Here is a 16533-nt window from a genome sequence, read left to right on the forward strand (position 1 = left end):
GCGCCGGCGGACGACGAGCTGTGCGGCGGTCGGCCGCACCGCTCCACGAGTCAGGACCGGCGGCCCGGGCCAGGGTGCGGCGCATGCCCGGGTGTCGCGGGCCGGTGCCCCCGGAACCAGCCTGGATCACCGTTCCGCCTTTTCGAGTATCACCGTTAAGGCGGTGATACGCAAATTGCGATATCGTTGTTCCATGAGCGAGGAACGACGCGCCGCACGGCGCCAGGTGCTACAGGTGGCAGCCAAGCTCTTGGAAGAGGGCGGCAGCGAGGCGGTCTCCACGCGCGCTGTCGCCGCAGCCGCAGGCGTCACGGCCCCCGCGCTGTACCGGATGTTCGACGACAAGGACGGACTCCTGGCCGAGCTGGCCGCCTACGGATTCGAGATGTACCTGGCCGAGAAGCGGGAGGCCCTGGCGCTGACCCCCGACGACCCGGTGGCCGACCTCTACCGCGGCTGGGACCTGCACGTCGACTTCGGAGTGCAGCACCCCGCGTTCTACATGCTCATGTACGGCACTGTGCGGCCCGGGCGGCGGCCCCCCGCCGCGGACGAGGCGCACGCCCTGCTGGTGAGACTGCTGCGCCGCGCTGCCGAGGGCGGGCGCCTTCGGGTTCCGGTGGAGCAGGCGACCCGCGTCATCCACGCGGCGACGACGGGTGCCACCCTGGCGCTGATCGGCGAAGAGCCCTCGGAGCGGGACGTGACCACTTCGGCACGGCTGCGGGACACCGTCATCGCCTCGATCACCACGGACTCGCCCGCCTCACCCGGGTCGGACCTGGCCTCGCGCGCACTCGCCCTCGATGCCGCACTTCACACCGCACTCACCACCGGGCCCCCGGCTGCGGGCGCCGGGGTACCTCTGCGAGACACGGAGACGGCACTGCTGCGCGAATGGCTGCGGCAACTGGCAGGCTGAACCCATCACCTGCTCCGCAGCCGTTACGATCCTCCGTCTTGCGATCGCAGGCACCGGGCGCCGCCCAGCGTGGCCGAACGGCAGCCCCTTGTCGAAAACGCTCTAGTGGCGGGGCGATGTGCTGGCTTGAACCAGGACTCGTGCCAGGTCGGTGCTCTCCGGAAGGCTGTCGAACGAGAGGGGCTGTGTGGCGACAGCACCCTCGTGCAGCACGAGGAGTAACCAACACCCGCGGATGCGCCTTCATCAACGGCCCACGCCATCCCCGCGGCAAAGGCCCATACGGCCAGCAGGGGGAGGAACGTCACGAGTCGCCCCGCCGCGAGGTGGCCCACGAAGGTGCTGAGCGCCAGACCCGCGCCCGCGACGAGCGCGATCACCTTGCGTGGACGCCAGGTGCGCCGGAAGATGGCCCCACCCGCGGAGTACACCAGCGAGGTACAGCACTACGCCCTGCCCGGCGTCCGCGGGCGATTGCGGCTGCTGGCCCGGCTACTCCGGGTCCTCCCACACCAGGTAGCCCCACACGATGCAGGGAACATCGGAGCCCATCAGGTCGGCCGGTCCCACGGGCAGGTGTGGTGGACGGTCTCCAGGTAGGCGGCTATCGACGGGTAACGCGGCTCAGACACCTCTGGCCCGGCCATCGTCGACTAGGGCGTGTCTCCTTGGTGCTCTGAGGGACCGCGCTTTCCGTGAATGGTGTGGGTGCGTGGCCGGATCCGATCAGTCCAGTCACCCGCAGGGGTGGCAGGTGCGCTGGGTATCGGCCACACCGGGTGGTCTGCCCTTTCCTCATGCCATCGACGGGGAAGTCTGAGCGGTGCTGACCAGCGGCGAGTGTTGCGAGCTGGCGCGTCCCACGAAGGAGAAGAGGCCACGTGATCGGCACCATGATGAGGTTCCTGCGACGGCCGACAGTAACCGTAGCCAGCGCAGCGGCAGTCTTCGCCGCCGTGATCGGAGTAGCTCAGCCCGCGCAGGCGTCCCCGGCTTACCACCTCGTTCAGATCAAGACGTCCACGGGCAAGTGCCTGACCATCAGGAACCAGAGCACCAGCGACGGCGCTTCGCTTGAACAGAACCGGTGCCAGAATCTTCCCGCCCAGCGCTTCAAGAGCATGAACGATGGCGTCGCGAACCCGACCCACGAGATCAGGACGTTCGCGGACAAGTGCCTGACTATCTACGGCGCATCCGGGGGTAACGGGATCACTTGGCCGATCATCCAGCAGGAGTGCAGGGAGGGTTCTTTTCATCAGCGCTTCACGTACTTTGCCGAGTACGGTCAGTCGGGCATCGGGTTCAGGTCGTTGTCCATGGGACTCTGCTGGACCGTGACGGGCGTCAGCGACGGTGCCAGGATCGAGGGCGATGCTTGCGACGGGTCTGACTCTCAGCGCTTCACACTCGTCTATGCGTGAGGGCGCCCCGCGCTCACCCACAGCGGCACGGTCCCCTAGTGCTCTGACCGCATAGGTTTGCCGGGTTGATGGTCGAGGCGGGGGCCACAGAGGCTATTGGAGTGAGCTTCCGACGCAGCGTCAGGAGGAAGTGGCGGCAAAACCGGTGCGAGTGCGCTTGTAACGCGCGGGTGTGGTGCCCACGTGGCGTGTGAAGTGTCGGTTCAGGTGGGCTTGGTCGTGGAATCCCACGGTTGCGGCGACCTCGGCGGGCCGGTGGCCGTCGAGTAGAAGTCGCCGTGCCTGATCGATGCGCTTGCCGGTGAGGTAGCTGTGTGGCGCCAGGCCGTATGTCTGCTTGTAGCAGCGGATCAGGTGTGTGGGGTGGGCGTGCAGGATGGCGGCGGCCTCGCGCAGGGATATACCGGGGCGTATCCGTGAGTCCAGTAGCTCCCGCAGCTTGGCGGCGAGCCGGTTTGCCTCACGACCCGGTGTGCGGGGCTGGAGCGCGTCGAGGTGGAAGTGGAGCCTTTCACGGATGAACGAGAGGCGGGACTCGGCTTCGAACCCGTCTCCGGCATGGACGAGAGCGGCGTGCAGTTGGTGGATCCGATGGCGCAGCACCCCGTCGTTGACGACCGGAGTGTCCACAGCACGGCCGGCCATACGCTGCGGGAGTACGGAGTCGTCGAGGTAGAGGTTGCGCTTGCGAAAGCCTGACGCGGTGACGGTCCGGCCGTCGTGGGCGATGCCGGGAGGCAGCAGGAGGACGCTGGCGGTACCCGTCGCCCCATGGCGGCGGCGGTCCAGTGCAAAGTCGACCGAGCCGTCGTCGAGGATCATCAGGTCCCACGTGTCGTGGGTGTGGGCCGGGTACGCGTGGTCGGTGAAGTGTGCGTGGAAGACCTCGGCGATCCCTGGGATTGACGGCCTCCAGGCGCTGACGGACGTGCGGGCTCGGTCTCCGGTCATGCCAGAAACGTACAAGACCAGCGAGATGCGGCGCGGCAGGCTCGTGACGCCGGCCGGAGGGGCTGAGGAGTCGCTCCCGGTTGACCGGCCTTGAGGAAGGATGCTGGATGTCCAAGTCTGTTGTTCCTGTCAACCTCGCCGACAAGTTGTCGCAGTTCAGCGAGCTGTGGTCGCAGAAGAAAGTGGCTGTGCTCAACGACTACGAGGTCAAGCTGGCCAAACTGAAGGGGGAATTCGTCTGGCACACCCACGAGGACACCGATGAACTGTTCCTGGTCATCAGCGGGCGGCTCACCATCCAGCTCAGGGATGGCGATGTGATGCTGGAACCTGGTGAGTTGTTCGTGGTCCCCCGCGGCGTCGAGCACTGCCCCGTGGCGGACGAGGAGACCGCGATCCTGTTGTTCGAACCGGTAGGAACGATCAACACCGGTGACGCGGGAGGGCCGATGACCAAGGCGGCCGAGATTCTCGGCTGACATGGAGGGCCTGGCGTCAGGCCGCGGCCTTGAGGGGGCGTCCGCCCCAGCGGATGCCCTTTTCGCCGCGGATGCGGGCGCGTTCTCGACGTTGTGCGGCGAGTACGTCGGGGTGGCGGGCGTTGGCGTTGCGCCAGCGCAGGTAGGTGTGCAGGGCCCGGGTCTGGACGGTGTGGTTCGGATGGTTGGAATTGGCCAGGGTGAACTGCCGTAGCGGCCCGAAGTGGGCCTCAATGGGGTTGGCCCAGGACGCGTAGGTGGGTGTGAAGCACAGCTCGACCTTGTTCTTCGTCGCCCACCTGCGGATCTTCCAGTTCAGGTGGGCGGAGAGGTTGTCGAGGATCACGTAGATCGGGGCGCCGTCCGGACGGGCGGCGCGGATGGACCGCAGGGCGGCCCAGGTGTGGTCGATGCCCTTGCGGCGCCGGTTGATTCCCCAGAGCTTGTCGTCGCCTACCGAGTAGCAGCCGTGGAAGTAGGTGATGCCGTGGGTGCGGCGGATGCCCAGCGGCCCGAACTCGTCGAAGGCGAACGTGCGGTCCGGACGCTCGTTGACCGCGTACTCAATCCGTTCCAGCTTGGTGTTGAATGCCGGGTCCGGGGATTCCTTCCAGGTCTTCGTCCGCTGGAAGGTGATCCCGCGGCGAGCCAGTAAGCACCGCAGGGCCTCGCGCCCGATCCGGATGGGCCTGGAGGTATTGCGCCGCAGGTGATCGACCAGTTTGCGGACCGACCAGCGGGTGAAGGGCATGCCCAGCACGGTGGGGCGCGTGGTCCAGGAAGGTGACCACAGCTGTGCACGCGTCAACAACGCCCCCGCCGCGTACGACATCTCCGTGGACGACCGTCGTCCAGGGAGCGGCGGCGCTCGCCGCGAGCATGGGGGTCGGCAGGTTCGGCTACACCCCCATCCTGCCGCTGATGCGCGATCAGGCCGGGCTCTCCTCAGCGCTCGGGGCGAACCTGGCCACGGCCAACTTCATCGGCTACCTCCTCGGCGCCCTCATCGGGATCGCCGCCCCCGCCGTCGTACGGTCGGCGGCGGCGCTGCGCGGATCGCTCCTCGTGCTGGTCGGCACGCTGGCGCTGATGCCGGCCACGCACGACGGTGCCCTGTGGCTCGCGCTGCGGCTCGTGGCGGGCGCGGCCAGCGCGCTGACCTTCGTGATCGCCGTCAGCGCCATGCTCACCGGCCTACGGGCACACGCCCACCTGGTCGGCTGGGCCTTCGGCGGGGTCGGCGCCGGCATCGCCCTGTCCGGCTTGCTGGTCGTCGCAGTGCAGGCGGCGTCCACCTGGCAGGCGGCCTGGCTGACCTGCGCCGCCCTCGCCGCGGTGCTCGCCGCCCTCGCCTGGCCGCTGGCCCCGCACCGGCATGTGAGCGAACACTCCGAATCGGGCCGACCGGCCGACCGGCCACGCACCCACCGCTGGTTCGTCGCCCTGCTGGCCAGCTACACCTTCGAGGGGATCGGCTACATCATCGCCGGCACCTTCCTCGTCGCGGCCATCCAGGAAGGCGTTCCGGGCCGGCTCGGCGGCGGGGCGTGGATCGTCGTCGGCCTTGCCGCCCTGCCCTCCTGCGCCGTATGGACCCGGCTGGCCCGCCGCTGGTCCCGGCCCGCCCTCCTGTTGACCGCGCTGATCATCCAGGCCGTCGGCATCGCGCTGCCGGCCGTCGTCGGCGGCGCGGTGCCCGCACTCGTCTCCGCGGTGCTGTTCGGCGCCACCTTCATGGGCGTCAGCACGATCGCCCTGTCGATCGGCGCCCACCTGCGCGTGCCGCGCGCCGTAGCCCTGCTGACGGCCGGGTACAGCTCGGGCCAGATCCTCGGCCCGCTGCTCGCCGCGCCGCTGCTGAACCATGGCTACGACCAGGCCCTGCTGCTGGGCAGCGTCATGGTCGCCCTGGCCGGGGCCGCGGCGGCGGCCGTCCGCGTCCGCTTTCCGCACCACCTCGCCCCGGCGGCCCCGACCGCCTGACCTCGCGCCTCAAGGAGCGCCCATGAGCACACTGCTGACCGGTCTCGGCATCGACCGTCCGATCCTCTCCGCGCCGATGGCCGGCGGGCCGAGCACGCCCGCCCTGGTCACCGCCGTCGCCCGCGCGGGCGGACTGGGCTTCCTGGCCGGAGGGTACAAAAGCGCGCAGGCGCTGGCCGGGCAGATCCACGCCGTCGAAGCCGAGGGAGTCCCGTTCGGCGTCAATCTCTTCGTAAGCAACCCCGTGCCCATCTCTCCCGAGGAGTACGGCCGTTACGCGCGTGAGCTGCGGGAAGAGGCCGACCGCTACGGGCTGACCCTGCCCGACGCCGTACCGCTGGACGACGACGACCACTGGTCGGAGAAGATCGAGCTGCTGAAGGCTCACCCCGTCCCCTGGGTGTCCTTCACCTTCGGCATCCCCGACGGCGACGTCATCACGAGCCTGCGCCGAGCCGGAACCACCGTCCTGCAGTGCGTCACCACGGCAGACGAGGCACGGCGGGCCGCCGATGCCGGGGCCGACGCGCTGATCGTGCAGGCGCCGGCCGCCGGGGGCCACTCGGCCACGCTCACCCCCGACCGGCCGCTCGCCCCCGCCGCCCTGCCCGACCTGGTCGCCGAGGTAGGCCGCGCCACCGCCCTGCCGACCGTCGCCACCGGCGGGATCGCCGCTCCCACCGACGTGGCCGACGTCCTGCGGGCCGGGGCGGACGCCGCCATGGTCGGCACCGCGCTGCTGCGCACCGACGAGAGCGGGGCCTCCGCACCCCACAAGGCGGCGCTGGCGGACCCCGCTTTCGACTCCACCGTCCTCACCCGCGCCTTCACGGGACGGCCGGCCCGTGCCCTGCGCAACGATTTCACCGACCGGTACTCCGATCGCGCCCCGGCCGGCTACCCCGCCCTGCACCACCTCACCAGCGGGCTCCGCAAGGCCGCCACCGCGGTCGGCGACACGCGCCTGATCCACCTGTGGGCCGGAACCGGCTACCGAGAGGCCAGGATCGAACCCGCATTCCGCACCATCGAGCGGCTGACCAGCCGACTCTGGCAATAACGGCCCGTACGTCCCACCCGGCGTGTCTGCCTCGCCGGGTGCGTCCTACGGGCCTGCTCCACCACCGTTCTCCTTCGAAAGGCTCCCCATGCTGATCCGGCGAAACGTCCACGTCGGCGGCCTCGTACAGGGCGTGTACTACCGCGACACTTGCCGCCGACTGGCCCGCGAAGCGGGCGTGAACGGATGGGTCCGCAACCTTCACAACGGCGACGTGGAAGCCGTCTTCGAGGGCTCACCGGGCGGCATACAGCGCCTGGTGAGCTGGGCCGCCGAGGGGCCGGGCGCCGCCGAGGTGACCGAGTGCGCCGTGGCCGCCGAGAACCCCGAAGGTGATCGCGATTTCCGCGTCCTGGACGACGCTCCGGCCGCGTAGCGCGCATTGCTCGCTCAGCGCGAACCGGCGCCGTCAGGACGTGTAGCGCCCCTCCAGCTCCTCGTACTCGGCGCGGCGGACCAGCCGCTGGCGTTCCGCCCAGGGGGCGAGCCGGTCCATGACCGGCGCGAGGGACCGGCGTCGCGCAGGCCAATCAGCACGGTCCGGGTGCCGAGGATGGTCCCCTGCATCGCGGCGTTGGCGTACAGGAGGACGGAGTAGCCCACGGCCGTCAGCTCGTCGCGCGGCAGCAGCGGCGTCTTGCCGCCCTCGACCATGTGGCCAGCTTCGGCACGTTCGGGACCGCCCGCCCGCGTCCCGCCGCGGCCACCGACGGCGCCGCCCCGCCAAACTGCACGGCGACAAGGGCTACGGCTACCGCTACCTGCGGCGATGGCTAGCCTCCCGCGGCATCCGGCACCCCCCGAATGCACCGTCGCTACGAACGCAAGCGCGAGCAGCCGCGCTCACCAGCACGCCGCCGGGGCCCGTCAAAAGGGGTCCCGGCCGACGAGCCGGACGACCATACCCTCGGGCGGTCCCGCGGCGGGCTGCCCACGAAGATCCACCTCGCGTGCTCCAGCCCCTCTCGCCGCACACCGCCGACCTGGATGTGGGCGTAGGTCCGGTCGGCGGTTGCCCGGTGACGGTGGACGACGCGAAGATGCCGGGCGCCAACATCTCGTACCGGACGTTCCGCGACCGGTGGGTCGGCGACCCGTACTACCCGCCGAGCGCGGCGGCCCGAGGCAGCGGCCGGCACACCGTCGTCTACGCCTCGTGGAACGGCTCGACCCGGACGAGAGCGTGGCAGGTGCTCGCCGGACCGGACCCGCGCTCCCTGTCGGTCGTCGTCGGACACGCCCGGCGGACCGGATTCGAGTCCGCGATCCCGGTGAGCCACCCGGGACCGTACTTCCGGGTGGGGGGGGCGCTGAACGCCGCCGGCAAGGCAATCGGCACCTCGGAGGCCGTGCAACGCCATGGCGGCCATCACGGCGGCTGATGCCGGCGCGGGCGGCCGCGATGCCTGAGATTCCCGACCGTGGTCGAGGCGGGGCCGGGCAGCTCAAGGGTCCGGCCCACGAGGGAGTCATGAGGCTCATCAGGTGGCGGAGGCGGTCGGAGGGGCGCTGCGGAATACGGGTCGGCCGGGGCGGTGGTTCGTACCTTTTGGGGTACCCCTCCATGGGCAGAGGGGCTCCCTGCGAGACGAGGCGACCGCCATGGAACAAGCCACGGAACAAGTGGTCACCGTGGGCCTCGACGGTTCGGCCGAGAGCCTGGCCGCCGCCCGCTGGGCCGCAGACGAGGCGGAGCGGCGTGAACTGGCGCTGCGTCTGACGCACGCGTGGATCCTGCTGTCCCCGCCCACTCCCGACAGTCCCGCGGCGGACGAGCAGAACTACTGGGCGAAGCGGATCGTGCACGACGCGCATACCGAGCTGTCCAGCAGCCACCCGGGACTGACCATCGTGGAGGACCTGGTCGCGGACGAGGCCGAGACGGCCTTGCTCGACGCGGCCGCGCGGTCGCGGATGCTGGTGCTCGGTTCCCGGGGGCTGGATCCGGTGGCGAGCTTCTTCCTGGGCGATGTCGGATTGCATGTCGTCGGTCGGGCGGAGCGGGCCGTGGTGCTGGTCCGCGGGGAGCGGGCGGCGGAGCAACACCGACGGCATGTGGTCGTGGGCCTGAGCCTGCACGGTCCCCAGGACAACCTGCTGGAGTTCGCCTACGTCACCGCCTTCACCCGTGGCGTGCCGCTGCACGCCGTCCACGGAAGAAAGCCCGACCGGGCGTACACCGGCGTCCGGGGCGCGGAGTCGGACGTGGCCCGGGACCTGGCGGAGCGGGCGAGAGGGGAACTGGAAGAGATTCTGCGGCCGTGGCGGGAGAAGTTTCCCCGGGTGCGGGTCGTCGACGAGGTCCGGTTGGAGAGCCCGGCCCGGGCCGTCGTACGGGCCGCCACAGACAGCGATCTGCTGATGGTGGGACGGCGAAAACACCCTCCTGCCCTCGGCCCCCGCCTGGGCCCCGTGGTGCAGGCGGCCGTGCACCACGCGGCCTGTCCGGTCGCCGTAGTTCCCCACGAGTGACCGGGGCGGGGCATACGCGGAAGGAACGCCGAACCTGACCGACTACAACCCGGCGCAGCGTGCGGAGTCCAGCTGGTCGCCGGCACGCGCCGCCGCAGTCGGCTCTGCGCTGTGTTGGTCGGGGCGGTGCGGACCGTCACCTACGCGGATCTGGCGAAGCGAACCGGCCGGTTCGGGAACGCACTGGGCTCGCCGGGCGTGGGCCCCGGCGACCGGGTGTAACCGCCCTGCGGCCGGAGGACTCGCTTCGTGCCCGTACCGGAGGCGGTGGCGACCGCCTGTATCTTCCGCGGTCTGGACCCGATGCACGCGCACCCGAGCGGAGACGAGCCAGCCGTCGTCGGCGAGTGCGTGTCCGAACATCCCGGCATGGTCGTGGCCCGCACCGGCCTGGGTGGAACCCGGATCGTGGACGGTGAGCAACTGCCCCGGAGCTGCTGAGCTCCTCGGAGCGCGGGGCCATAGGGCCCCGGCCACCGCTCCCTGTGGCCGGTGGTACCCGCTCGCCGGACACTTGGAAGCGGTGGCGCAGCGGAGACACCGGGGGTGTCCGAGGAGAGGAGGAGGCCGTGTCCGAGACTCCGCACGTAGTGAGCGATGTGATGACGCGAACGGTCGTCGCTGTCGGGCGGGACGCGCCGTTCAAGGAAATCGTGCAGACCCTGGCCCAGTGGCATGTGAGTGCCATGCCGGTCCTGGAGGGCGAGGGGCGTGTGATCGGGGTCGTCTCCGAGGCGGACCTGCTGCCCAAGGAGGAGTTCCGGGACAGCGATCCGGACCGTTTCGAGCAGATGAGGCGCCTGCCCGACCTCGCGAAGGCGAGGGCGGTGACGGCGGAGGAGCTGATGAGCTCCCCGGCAGCGACCGTGCACACGGACGCCACCTTGGCCGAGGCGGCCAGGATCATGGCCGTCAGGCGGGTCAAGCGGCTTCCCGTGGTCGACGCCGAGGGTGTGTTGCGGGGGATCGTCAGCCGGGGCGATCTGCTGAAGGTCTTCCTCCGGGCGGACGAGGACATCGCGGAGGAGGTCCGCCATACGGTGGTGTCCTGTCTCTTCCCTGGCCTCGCACACACCATCCACGCGCGGGTGGACGAGGGCGTGGTCACTCTCAGCGGGCAGCTGGGCGACACCGCTCTGATTCCTGTGGCCGCGCGCCTTGCCCGGGCCGTGGAGGGCGTCGTGGATGTCGAATGCCACTTCAGCGCCCCTGGACACGCCGATGCGGCACGCTCTTCCTGAACGCGGCTCGCGCAGTGGCGTCGACAGGGCTACGGCTCGATGTCCAGCACGTCATGGACCGGCCGGCGCGGGGTCTGCGTGCCCGGCTGGCCGTAGCCGAGCCGCAGCACCATCTGCACATAGGCCGATCCCGACATCGGGTCGCGCAGCGGCCAGCGCAGGTCGTGCCATTCCAGGGCCTGGGTGACGAACGAGGCGGCAAGTCCTTCGAGTGTGGCCCGCAGCAGCACCCGTTCCATCGCCTGGCCGGTGCGCAGCCAGTCCTCGGACCGATCGCGCCCGGTGCTCAACAGGGCCAGGTGGGGAGTGGTCTCGAAGTCGGCGGCCGGCCGGTCGGGAACCGGTTCGCCGCCCGCGAAGTCCCGCATGGGCGCCTTACCGACGCGGCGGCGGGGCCCGAAGGCGTGCTCCGGGACGCCTTCGGTGGCAGGCCGCGTATCGTCCGCCCTGCGGGTGAAGCGGGCCAGGTCCGCCGCAACGCCCGAATCGGTGAGATTGCGGGCCTCGGCCTCCAACGCCAGGTCCAGGACGGCCTGCAGATGCCAGCCTGACGCGAACGACAGTGAGACGTACTCCCGGCGTGCTGCGTCGGCGAGGGCGGTGCGTACGGAATCGGGTATGGGCGTCTCGGCGAAGGGGTAACGGCTGGTGTGCCGGGTGTGCACGGCGGGGTACAGGGACGCCGGATCGTCGTCACCGCCGTCGAGCGGGCTGGTCAGTGCGACGGAGGCCAGCAGCATGGGGTCGGCCGGGTCGGGAAGCAACCGGGTCGTCGCCTGCCAGCCCTCGTGCGCGACCGCGACCCGCAGATTCATCAGGGCCGCGCCGCAGCCGAAATGCAGGGCGCGCAGTTCCGGGTCGGAGTGGGGCAAGGAACCCCGGAGGTCTGCCCGGATGTGGAAGACACGCCTGCCCCGGAAGTACCGGAACTGCCATGGCTGGGCGTTATGCATCGAAGGGGCGGCTGTGGCGTCCCGTACCAGAGCCGTGACGACCTCGTCGGACGGGGGTTGAACACTCACACGGCCCCGGGGCCTCTCCGACGCGTGCTCGATGTGGTGAACGTGTGCGTCCGGGCCGGGGAACACAAGGGTGACTCGATCCGAGTCCGACCAGCGCACGTCGTAAGGAGGTGTTCCGTCGGCATGGTGAAGCCTGACGATCTCACCGTCCCGCTTGGTCGCGCCGGTGGTCGGGCTCTCGACGATCAGCTGGTCACCGACATGGGCACGCATCAGTTTCCTGCCTCCCGTCCCCCTCGCTCCTTCTCTCTCCACCATGGCACGGCGGTTGAGCGCTGTCCTGGGCCGAATGGCCGACCGGGTGGGCCGTGCGGCTCATTCGGAGGCCACTATGAGTTGCGAGGCTTGGCAGTCGGGAGCCGACCGGGACGGCAGAAGCTCGGAAGGAGGCGACAGGGTGCACCACAGGACAGTGGGAGAGCTCATGACCCGAGGAGTGGTCCGGGCGCCATGCGACATGCCGTTCAAGGAACTCGTCGCGCTCCTCGCGGAGAACGACGTCACGGCGGTGCCGGTCGTGGACGCTTCTGACCGTCCGATGGGCGTGGTGTCCGAGGCCGACCTGCTGCGCAAGGTGTCAGGTCAGGCGGATCCGTCCGGCCTGGTACTGCTGCCGCATCCGGAGGCATGGGAGCGGGCGAAGACTGAGGGTGCGAGGGCGGAGGAGCTGATGTCGGCCCCTGCCGTGTGCGTAGGCCCCGAGTGGACGGTGGCCGAGGCCGCCCGCCTGATGGCGGTCCACGACATCAAAAGGCTTCCCGTCGTGGACGAGACGGACAGACTGCTGGGCATCGTCAGCCGCGGCGACCTGCTGCGCGTCTTCCTGCGCCACGACGATGCCATCCACGACGAGATCAGCGGCGACATCCTGCGCCGGACCCTTCGGCTGGCTCCCTCCGCCGTGACGGTCGAGGTACGGGAGGGCGAGGTCACACTGGGCGGATCGGTGGAAGCGAAGAGTCTGATTCCGATCATCGTCCGGCTGTGCCGGAGTGTGGACGGGGTGGTCTCGGTCCGCGAACACATCTCTTTCCACATCGATGACACACAGGGCCCTTCCGCGGTTGCGTGAAGCCGCGCTCTTCAGGGAAGTCCCCGGGACCACCGGGGTTCCGGCCGGTCCCATTCGGCGCCCCACTGGGCATGCCTGCGACGGGCCATCGCACAGGAGATGCCCCTGCGGGACGTTGAGCACGATGAGGGCCACGGCTCCCGCCGTGACGCTGCCCGCGATCCATCCGGTGGTCCGCGCGACAGCCGGCCACAACGGTGCTTCGACGAGGTCTCCGTGGCGGTTCACCCAGACCTTCACGTTCGCGCCCCGAGGCGTGCCGCGTTCCACGCGGGTGACGGCTGTCGGTGAGGTGCCGTGCTCATCGGTCCAGCGGACCCGACCGAACTGCCAGCCGGTCCCCAAGTCCGTGGGCTCGCCCGTCAGACGTGCGGTGACCTGGTGGCGTTGTGCCGCCTGAACCCGCGCCGTGTGCATCTGGGCCCCGTAGGCGGCCCATCCGGCGCTCGGCCGCGCGGCGCCTCTCCGTCGCCTCGCGGGCCGCGCCGTCGCGGATGTGCCGGGCTTCCTCCTCGGCTTCTTCCAGGAGCGCCAGCGGCGGCTCCAACTCGGCGCTGAGCTCCGCCGTACGGTCCGCGGGCACGCCGCCGGACGCCGCCCGGCCCGGCGACCCGACCGGGCGGAACCGCAGCAGAAAGTCCCGGAGTCCGGCCACGACCTCTCCTCATGCTTCGGCCCTCGCTCCCAGCGTCCGCATCGGGCGGGGCCTGTCGCGCTGGACGGGGCCGTCCACGGGCGATGCGGCTCGGCGGCGTGGCCACCCGATCGGTGCCACACTGGCCGCATGGGTGACCGGCGCACACCCGCGTCCCCGGTGTGGTGACGCGCGGGGGCCACCGCGATCGCCCGTCCGCGACGGCACCGGAATCCGCGAGGAGGCCGAGTCCGATGACGGAGACTCCGATGGCACGCCCCATCACCGTCGGCCTGGACGGCTCGCCCGAAAGCCTGGCTGCCGCCGAGTGGGCGGCGCGGGAGGCGCGGTGCCGACGCGCGCCGCTGCGGCTGGTCCACGCCTGGATGCTGCCGGCGCAGACCGCGCGCACCGCCCAGGCCCCCGAGATGCGCAAACTCTGGGCGCAGGAGGCCCTGGAAGGGGCGAAGACACGCCTTGAGGGCCGCTACCCGGAGGTGCCGGTCTCGGTCGAACTCGTCCCGCGGACAGCCGTCGAGGGCCTGGCCTGGCATGGTGCGTCCTCCCAAATGCTGGTGCTCGGGTCGCACGGGCGGGGCGCCATGGCCGGCTACCTGCTCGGATCCGTCGGACTGCAGGTGCTGGGGTGTTCGACGAACCCGGTGGTGATGGTGCGCGGGGACGGCGGAGAACGGACCCGGCACGAGGGAGGCGAGGTGGTTGTGGGCGTCCAGGACCCGCCGGAGTCGGCCGCACCCATCGAGTTCGCCTTCGCCACCGCGGCGGCTCGCGGGACGGGGGTGTGTGCCGTGCGTGCACTGACGTCGCCGCCGGCGTTCACCCACGGCCCGCGATCCCGGCCACATCCTGACCAGGCAGCGGGCGTCAGGGACGACGAGCGGAGGCTGCTGGCGGAAACCGTGGAGCTGTGGAGGGAGAAGTACACCGATGTCCCGGTGACCGAGCACGTGGAGCACGGCCACCCCCACCATGACCCGCCGGGCCCTGTTCACCCAGGCGGGCATCATCGCCACCCAGAGCGTCGCCGAACTGGTCGACACCACGGCCCTGTTGCACGCCCAGCCACTGCCCGCCGGTGCCCGTGTCGCGGTCGTGAGCAACGCCGGGGGAGCCGGTGTGCTCGCCGCCGACGCCTGCGTCGACGCGGGGCTGACGGTCCCCGCCCTCGACACGGGTTTGGCCGGTGAGCTGCGAGGGATTCTGCCGCCGGGGGCCGCCACCACCAACCCCGTGGACACCACGGCCGCGGTCACCGCCGACCGGATGCGCTCCTGCCTGGACCGGCTGACGACGCACGGAGCCGTGGACGCCGTACTGGTGGCGCTCGTGCCCACCGCGCTGGCCACCGGCACCCGGGACGACCCGCTGCTCGCCCTCACCGCCGCACCCGGGCGGCGATCCCGCCCGGTGGCCGCGGTCCTCCTCGACCAGGAAGCTCCCGTACGGCTCCTGCCGACCGCGGACGACAGCCCGGTGCCGGCCTACACCGAACCCCAGTCGGCGGCCCGTGCCCTCGCCCACGCCGTCCGCTACGCCCACTGGCGGGCCGAACCGCCCGGCAGCGTCCCCCCGCTGTCGGGGATCGACCGCGCCGGTGCGACGGTCCTCGTGGAAGCGTTCCTCTCCCATCACCCCGGTGGTGGCTGGCTCGACCCGTGTGACTGCGCGGCCCTGCTCGACCGCTACCGCATCCCCCAGCTGCCCTGGGCCTGGGCCGAGGACGAGGACACCGCCGCGGCCGCCGTACGGCACCTGGTCGGGGAGGAGCACGGCCGGGTGGCCCTCAAGGCGTACTGGCCCGGTCTGGTGCACAAGAGCGACCAGGGAGCGCTGCGGCTCGACCTCGAAGGGCCGGACCAGGTACGCCACGCGTACCGGGAGCTGCGGGCGCGCTTCGGGGACCGGATGACCGGTGCCCTCCTCCAGCCCATGGCGCGCCGGGGCATCGAGCTGTTCGCGGGCGTCGTCCAGGACGAGGTGTTCGGCCCCCTGGTGCTCTTCGGTCTCGGTGGCACCGCCACCGAACTCCTCGCCGACCACGCCGCCAGGCTCGCCCCGCTCACCGACCGCGACGTGCACAGCCTCCTCACCGCCCCGCGCTGTGCCCCGCTGCTGTTCGGCTATCGCGGTGGCGGGGCCGTCGACCTGGAGGGGCTGGAGCAGCTCCTGCTGCGACTGTCGCGGATGGCCTGTGACGTCGCCCAGCTCGCCGAGACCGACCTCAATCCGGTGGTGGCCCGGCCCGATGGCGTCGTGGCCCTGGACGTCCGGCTGCGCATCCTGCCCCGCCCCGCGTACGACCCCTATCTGCGACGGCTGCGCGCCGCACGGCGGTGGCGGTCGTGAGCACCCCCGTGCCGGTCACACTCGCTGCGGGACGACGGCCACCGGGCACGCCGCGCGGTGCAGCACGGCGTGGCTGACCCGGCCGAGCTGCAACCCGGCGCGGTCGCGACGGTGCAGAGAGCCGACGACCAGCAGATCGGCCTGCTCCGACACGTCCTGCAGGACCCGGTGTGCCGGGCCCTCGATCACCTCGCGGTGGCACACGGTCTTGTCGCCCTTGTCGCCCTCCTCGCGCTCGACCTCGTCCAGCACCTCATTGAGCACGGTCGCCGCCTGCTCCTCGTAGAGCAGGGTGCTCGCCTCGTGTATGAGCAGCGACTGGCTCCCGTGTGAGTGCGCCGGGCGCCGCCAGGTGCGTACGGCGTGCAGTTCGGCGTCCCGCGCCCGCGCCTCGCGGAAGGCGAACCGGATGGCGGCCGACCCCTCCGCGACATCGCCGACCGCGAGGACCACACGTCCGAAGGCCCCCTGACGGTTGCGCTCCGCGCCGCGGACCACGATCACGGGAGAGAGGGAACGTGCCGCCACCGCCAGACTGACCGAGCCCAGAAGCGTGTCCGCCAGCTCGCCCCTGCCGCGGGATCCCGTGACCACGGCGAACGCTTCGCGGCCCTCTTGCAGCAGAGCCGACACGGCGTCCTCGGACAGGGCCTCGGCGGACACCTTCACCTCTGCGTTGCGCGATGTCGCGCGCTGCATGCAGGAGGCGACGATGTTCTCGGCCACGATCTCCCCGGAGGAGCGGCTGGTGCCGAACGAGGGGAGACGGCCCTCGTACCGCTCCCATCGGGAGGCGTGGACCAGGCGCAAGGGCAGCTCGTAGCGGGCCGCCTCGTCCACGGCCCAGTCCACCGCCTCAAGACTGGAGTCCGATCCGTCAACACCCACGACCAGCGGGAGCGCCAT

The 16533-nt window shown here is 71.0% G+C and carries 14 protein-coding genes and 8 pseudogenes; 15 read left to right on the top strand and 7 right to left on the bottom strand.

Annotation, left to right across the window (positions count from 1 at the left end):
* Nucleotides 1–193 precede the first annotated feature (193 nt).
* On the top strand, nucleotides 194–922 hold the full coding sequence (locus ACZ6CL_RS20300; RefSeq protein ID WP_468937515.1) for a TetR/AcrR family transcriptional regulator: 729 nt from the start codon (nucleotides 194–196) through the stop codon (nucleotides 920–922).
* Nucleotides 923–1146: 224 nt separating this feature from the next.
* On the opposite strand, the pseudogene ACZ6CL_RS20305 reads toward ACZ6CL_RS20300, so the two are convergent.
* Nucleotides 1147–1350 (bottom strand): annotated as a pseudogene (locus tag ACZ6CL_RS20305) (hypothetical protein); the annotation flags it as partial.
* A gap of 453 nt (nucleotides 1351–1803) precedes the next feature.
* Here ACZ6CL_RS20305 and ACZ6CL_RS20310 point away from each other — a divergent pair.
* Complete coding sequence (locus tag ACZ6CL_RS20310) at nucleotides 1804–2346, top strand: RICIN domain-containing protein (RefSeq protein ID WP_468937516.1); 543 nt, start codon at nucleotides 1804–1806, stop codon at nucleotides 2344–2346.
* A gap of 120 nt (nucleotides 2347–2466) precedes the next feature.
* On the opposite strand, the gene ACZ6CL_RS20315 is transcribed toward ACZ6CL_RS20310, so the two are convergent.
* Nucleotides 2467–3297: a helix-turn-helix transcriptional regulator gene (locus tag ACZ6CL_RS20315; RefSeq protein WP_468937517.1), complete on the bottom strand. Its 831-nt coding sequence runs from the start codon at nucleotides 3295–3297 to the stop codon at nucleotides 2467–2469.
* An 80-nt stretch (nucleotides 3298–3377) separates the two neighbouring features.
* Between ACZ6CL_RS20315 and ACZ6CL_RS20320 the strand changes: the two genes are divergently transcribed.
* Nucleotides 3378–3776 carry a cupin domain-containing protein gene (locus ACZ6CL_RS20320; RefSeq protein ID WP_468937518.1) on the top strand — a complete coding sequence of 133 codons (399 nt, stop codon included), beginning with the start codon at nucleotides 3378–3380 and terminating at the stop codon, nucleotides 3774–3776.
* Nucleotides 3777–3792: 16 nt separating this feature from the next.
* Here ACZ6CL_RS20320 and ACZ6CL_RS20325 read toward each other — a convergent pair.
* Nucleotides 3793–4551 (bottom strand): annotated as a pseudogene (locus ACZ6CL_RS20325) (transposase); the annotation flags it as partial.
* 104 nt (nucleotides 4552–4655) lie between these two features.
* Between ACZ6CL_RS20325 and ACZ6CL_RS20330 the strand changes: the two are divergent.
* From ACZ6CL_RS20330 to ACZ6CL_RS20340, 3 genes are all read left to right on the top strand, one after another.
* The gene (locus ACZ6CL_RS20330) at nucleotides 4656–5759 is read left to right on the top strand and encodes a YbfB/YjiJ family MFS transporter (protein WP_468937647.1); all 1104 of its coding nucleotides are present in this window, start codon (nucleotides 4656–4658) and stop codon (nucleotides 5757–5759) included.
* Entirely contained in the window at nucleotides 5641–6819 is a 1179-nt protein-coding gene (locus ACZ6CL_RS20335) for a nitronate monooxygenase (protein WP_468937519.1), read from the top strand. The genes ACZ6CL_RS20330 and ACZ6CL_RS20335 overlap by 119 nt, the downstream gene beginning before the upstream one ends.
* Nucleotides 6820–6907: 88 nt before the next feature.
* A complete protein-coding gene (locus tag ACZ6CL_RS20340) occupies nucleotides 6908–7195 on the top strand; it encodes an acylphosphatase (protein ID WP_468937520.1) in 288 nt (95 codons plus the stop codon).
* Between the two features lie 14 nt (nucleotides 7196–7209).
* On the opposite strand, the gene ACZ6CL_RS20345 is transcribed toward ACZ6CL_RS20340, so the two are convergent.
* The gene (locus ACZ6CL_RS20345) at nucleotides 7210–7473 is read right to left on the bottom strand and encodes a hypothetical protein (RefSeq protein ID WP_468937521.1); all 264 of its coding nucleotides are present in this window, start codon (nucleotides 7471–7473) and stop codon (nucleotides 7210–7212) included.
* Nucleotides 7474–7490: 17 nt separating this feature from the next.
* Here ACZ6CL_RS20345 and ACZ6CL_RS20350 point away from each other — a divergent pair.
* The 6 genes and pseudogenes from ACZ6CL_RS20350 to ACZ6CL_RS20375 form a co-directional block, all read left to right on the top strand.
* A pseudogene (locus ACZ6CL_RS20350) lies at nucleotides 7491–7616 on the top strand (IS5/IS1182 family transposase); the annotation flags it as partial.
* A gap of 29 nt (nucleotides 7617–7645) precedes the next feature.
* Nucleotides 7646–7764: pseudogene (locus ACZ6CL_RS20355) on the top strand (IS5/IS1182 family transposase); the annotation flags it as partial.
* Nucleotides 7765–7769: 5 nt separating this feature from the next.
* Nucleotides 7770–8201: a hypothetical protein gene (locus tag ACZ6CL_RS20360; RefSeq protein ID WP_468937522.1), complete on the top strand. Its 432-nt coding sequence runs from the start codon at nucleotides 7770–7772 to the stop codon at nucleotides 8199–8201.
* 220 nt (nucleotides 8202–8421) lie between these two features.
* The gene (locus ACZ6CL_RS20365; RefSeq protein ID WP_468937523.1) at nucleotides 8422–9291 is read left to right on the top strand and encodes a universal stress protein; all 870 of its coding nucleotides are present in this window, start codon (nucleotides 8422–8424) and stop codon (nucleotides 9289–9291) included.
* 237 nt (nucleotides 9292–9528) lie between these two features.
* Nucleotides 9529–9732, top strand: a pseudogene (locus ACZ6CL_RS20370) (hydrogenase expression/formation protein HypE); the annotation flags it as partial.
* A gap of 128 nt (nucleotides 9733–9860) precedes the next feature.
* Nucleotides 9861–10532, top strand: coding sequence for a CBS domain-containing protein (locus tag ACZ6CL_RS20375; protein WP_468937524.1), 672 nt, complete (start codon nucleotides 9861–9863; stop codon nucleotides 10530–10532).
* A gap of 29 nt (nucleotides 10533–10561) precedes the next feature.
* On the opposite strand, the gene ACZ6CL_RS20380 is transcribed toward ACZ6CL_RS20375, so the two are convergent.
* Together ACZ6CL_RS20380 and ACZ6CL_RS20385 are read right to left on the bottom strand one after the other, a co-directional pair.
* The gene (locus ACZ6CL_RS20380) at nucleotides 10562–11554 is read right to left on the bottom strand and encodes an Acg family FMN-binding oxidoreductase (RefSeq protein ID WP_468937648.1); all 993 of its coding nucleotides are present in this window, start codon (nucleotides 11552–11554) and stop codon (nucleotides 10562–10564) included.
* A 51-nt stretch (nucleotides 11555–11605) separates the two neighbouring features.
* Nucleotides 11606–11812, bottom strand: a pseudogene (locus ACZ6CL_RS20385) (DUF1918 domain-containing protein); the annotation flags it as partial.
* Between the two features lie 139 nt (nucleotides 11813–11951).
* On the opposite strand from ACZ6CL_RS20385, the gene ACZ6CL_RS20390 reads away from it, so the two are divergent.
* The 3 genes and pseudogenes from ACZ6CL_RS20390 to ACZ6CL_RS20400 all read left to right on the top strand — a co-directional run.
* The gene (locus ACZ6CL_RS20390; RefSeq protein ID WP_468937525.1) at nucleotides 11952–12626 is read left to right on the top strand and encodes a CBS domain-containing protein; all 675 of its coding nucleotides are present in this window, start codon (nucleotides 11952–11954) and stop codon (nucleotides 12624–12626) included.
* 903 nt (nucleotides 12627–13529) lie between these two features.
* Nucleotides 13530–13925: pseudogene (locus ACZ6CL_RS20395) on the top strand (universal stress protein); the annotation flags it as partial.
* Nucleotides 13926–14226: 301 nt separating this feature from the next.
* A pseudogene (locus ACZ6CL_RS20400) lies at nucleotides 14227–15627 on the top strand (acetate--CoA ligase family protein); the annotation flags it as partial.
* Between the two features lie 15 nt (nucleotides 15628–15642).
* On the opposite strand, the gene ACZ6CL_RS20405 reads toward ACZ6CL_RS20400, so the two are convergent.
* Entirely contained in the window at nucleotides 15643–16533 is an 891-nt protein-coding gene (locus ACZ6CL_RS20405) for a universal stress protein (protein ID WP_468937649.1), read from the bottom strand.

This window comes from Streptomyces sp. NPDC041200, from assembly GCF_055591805.1.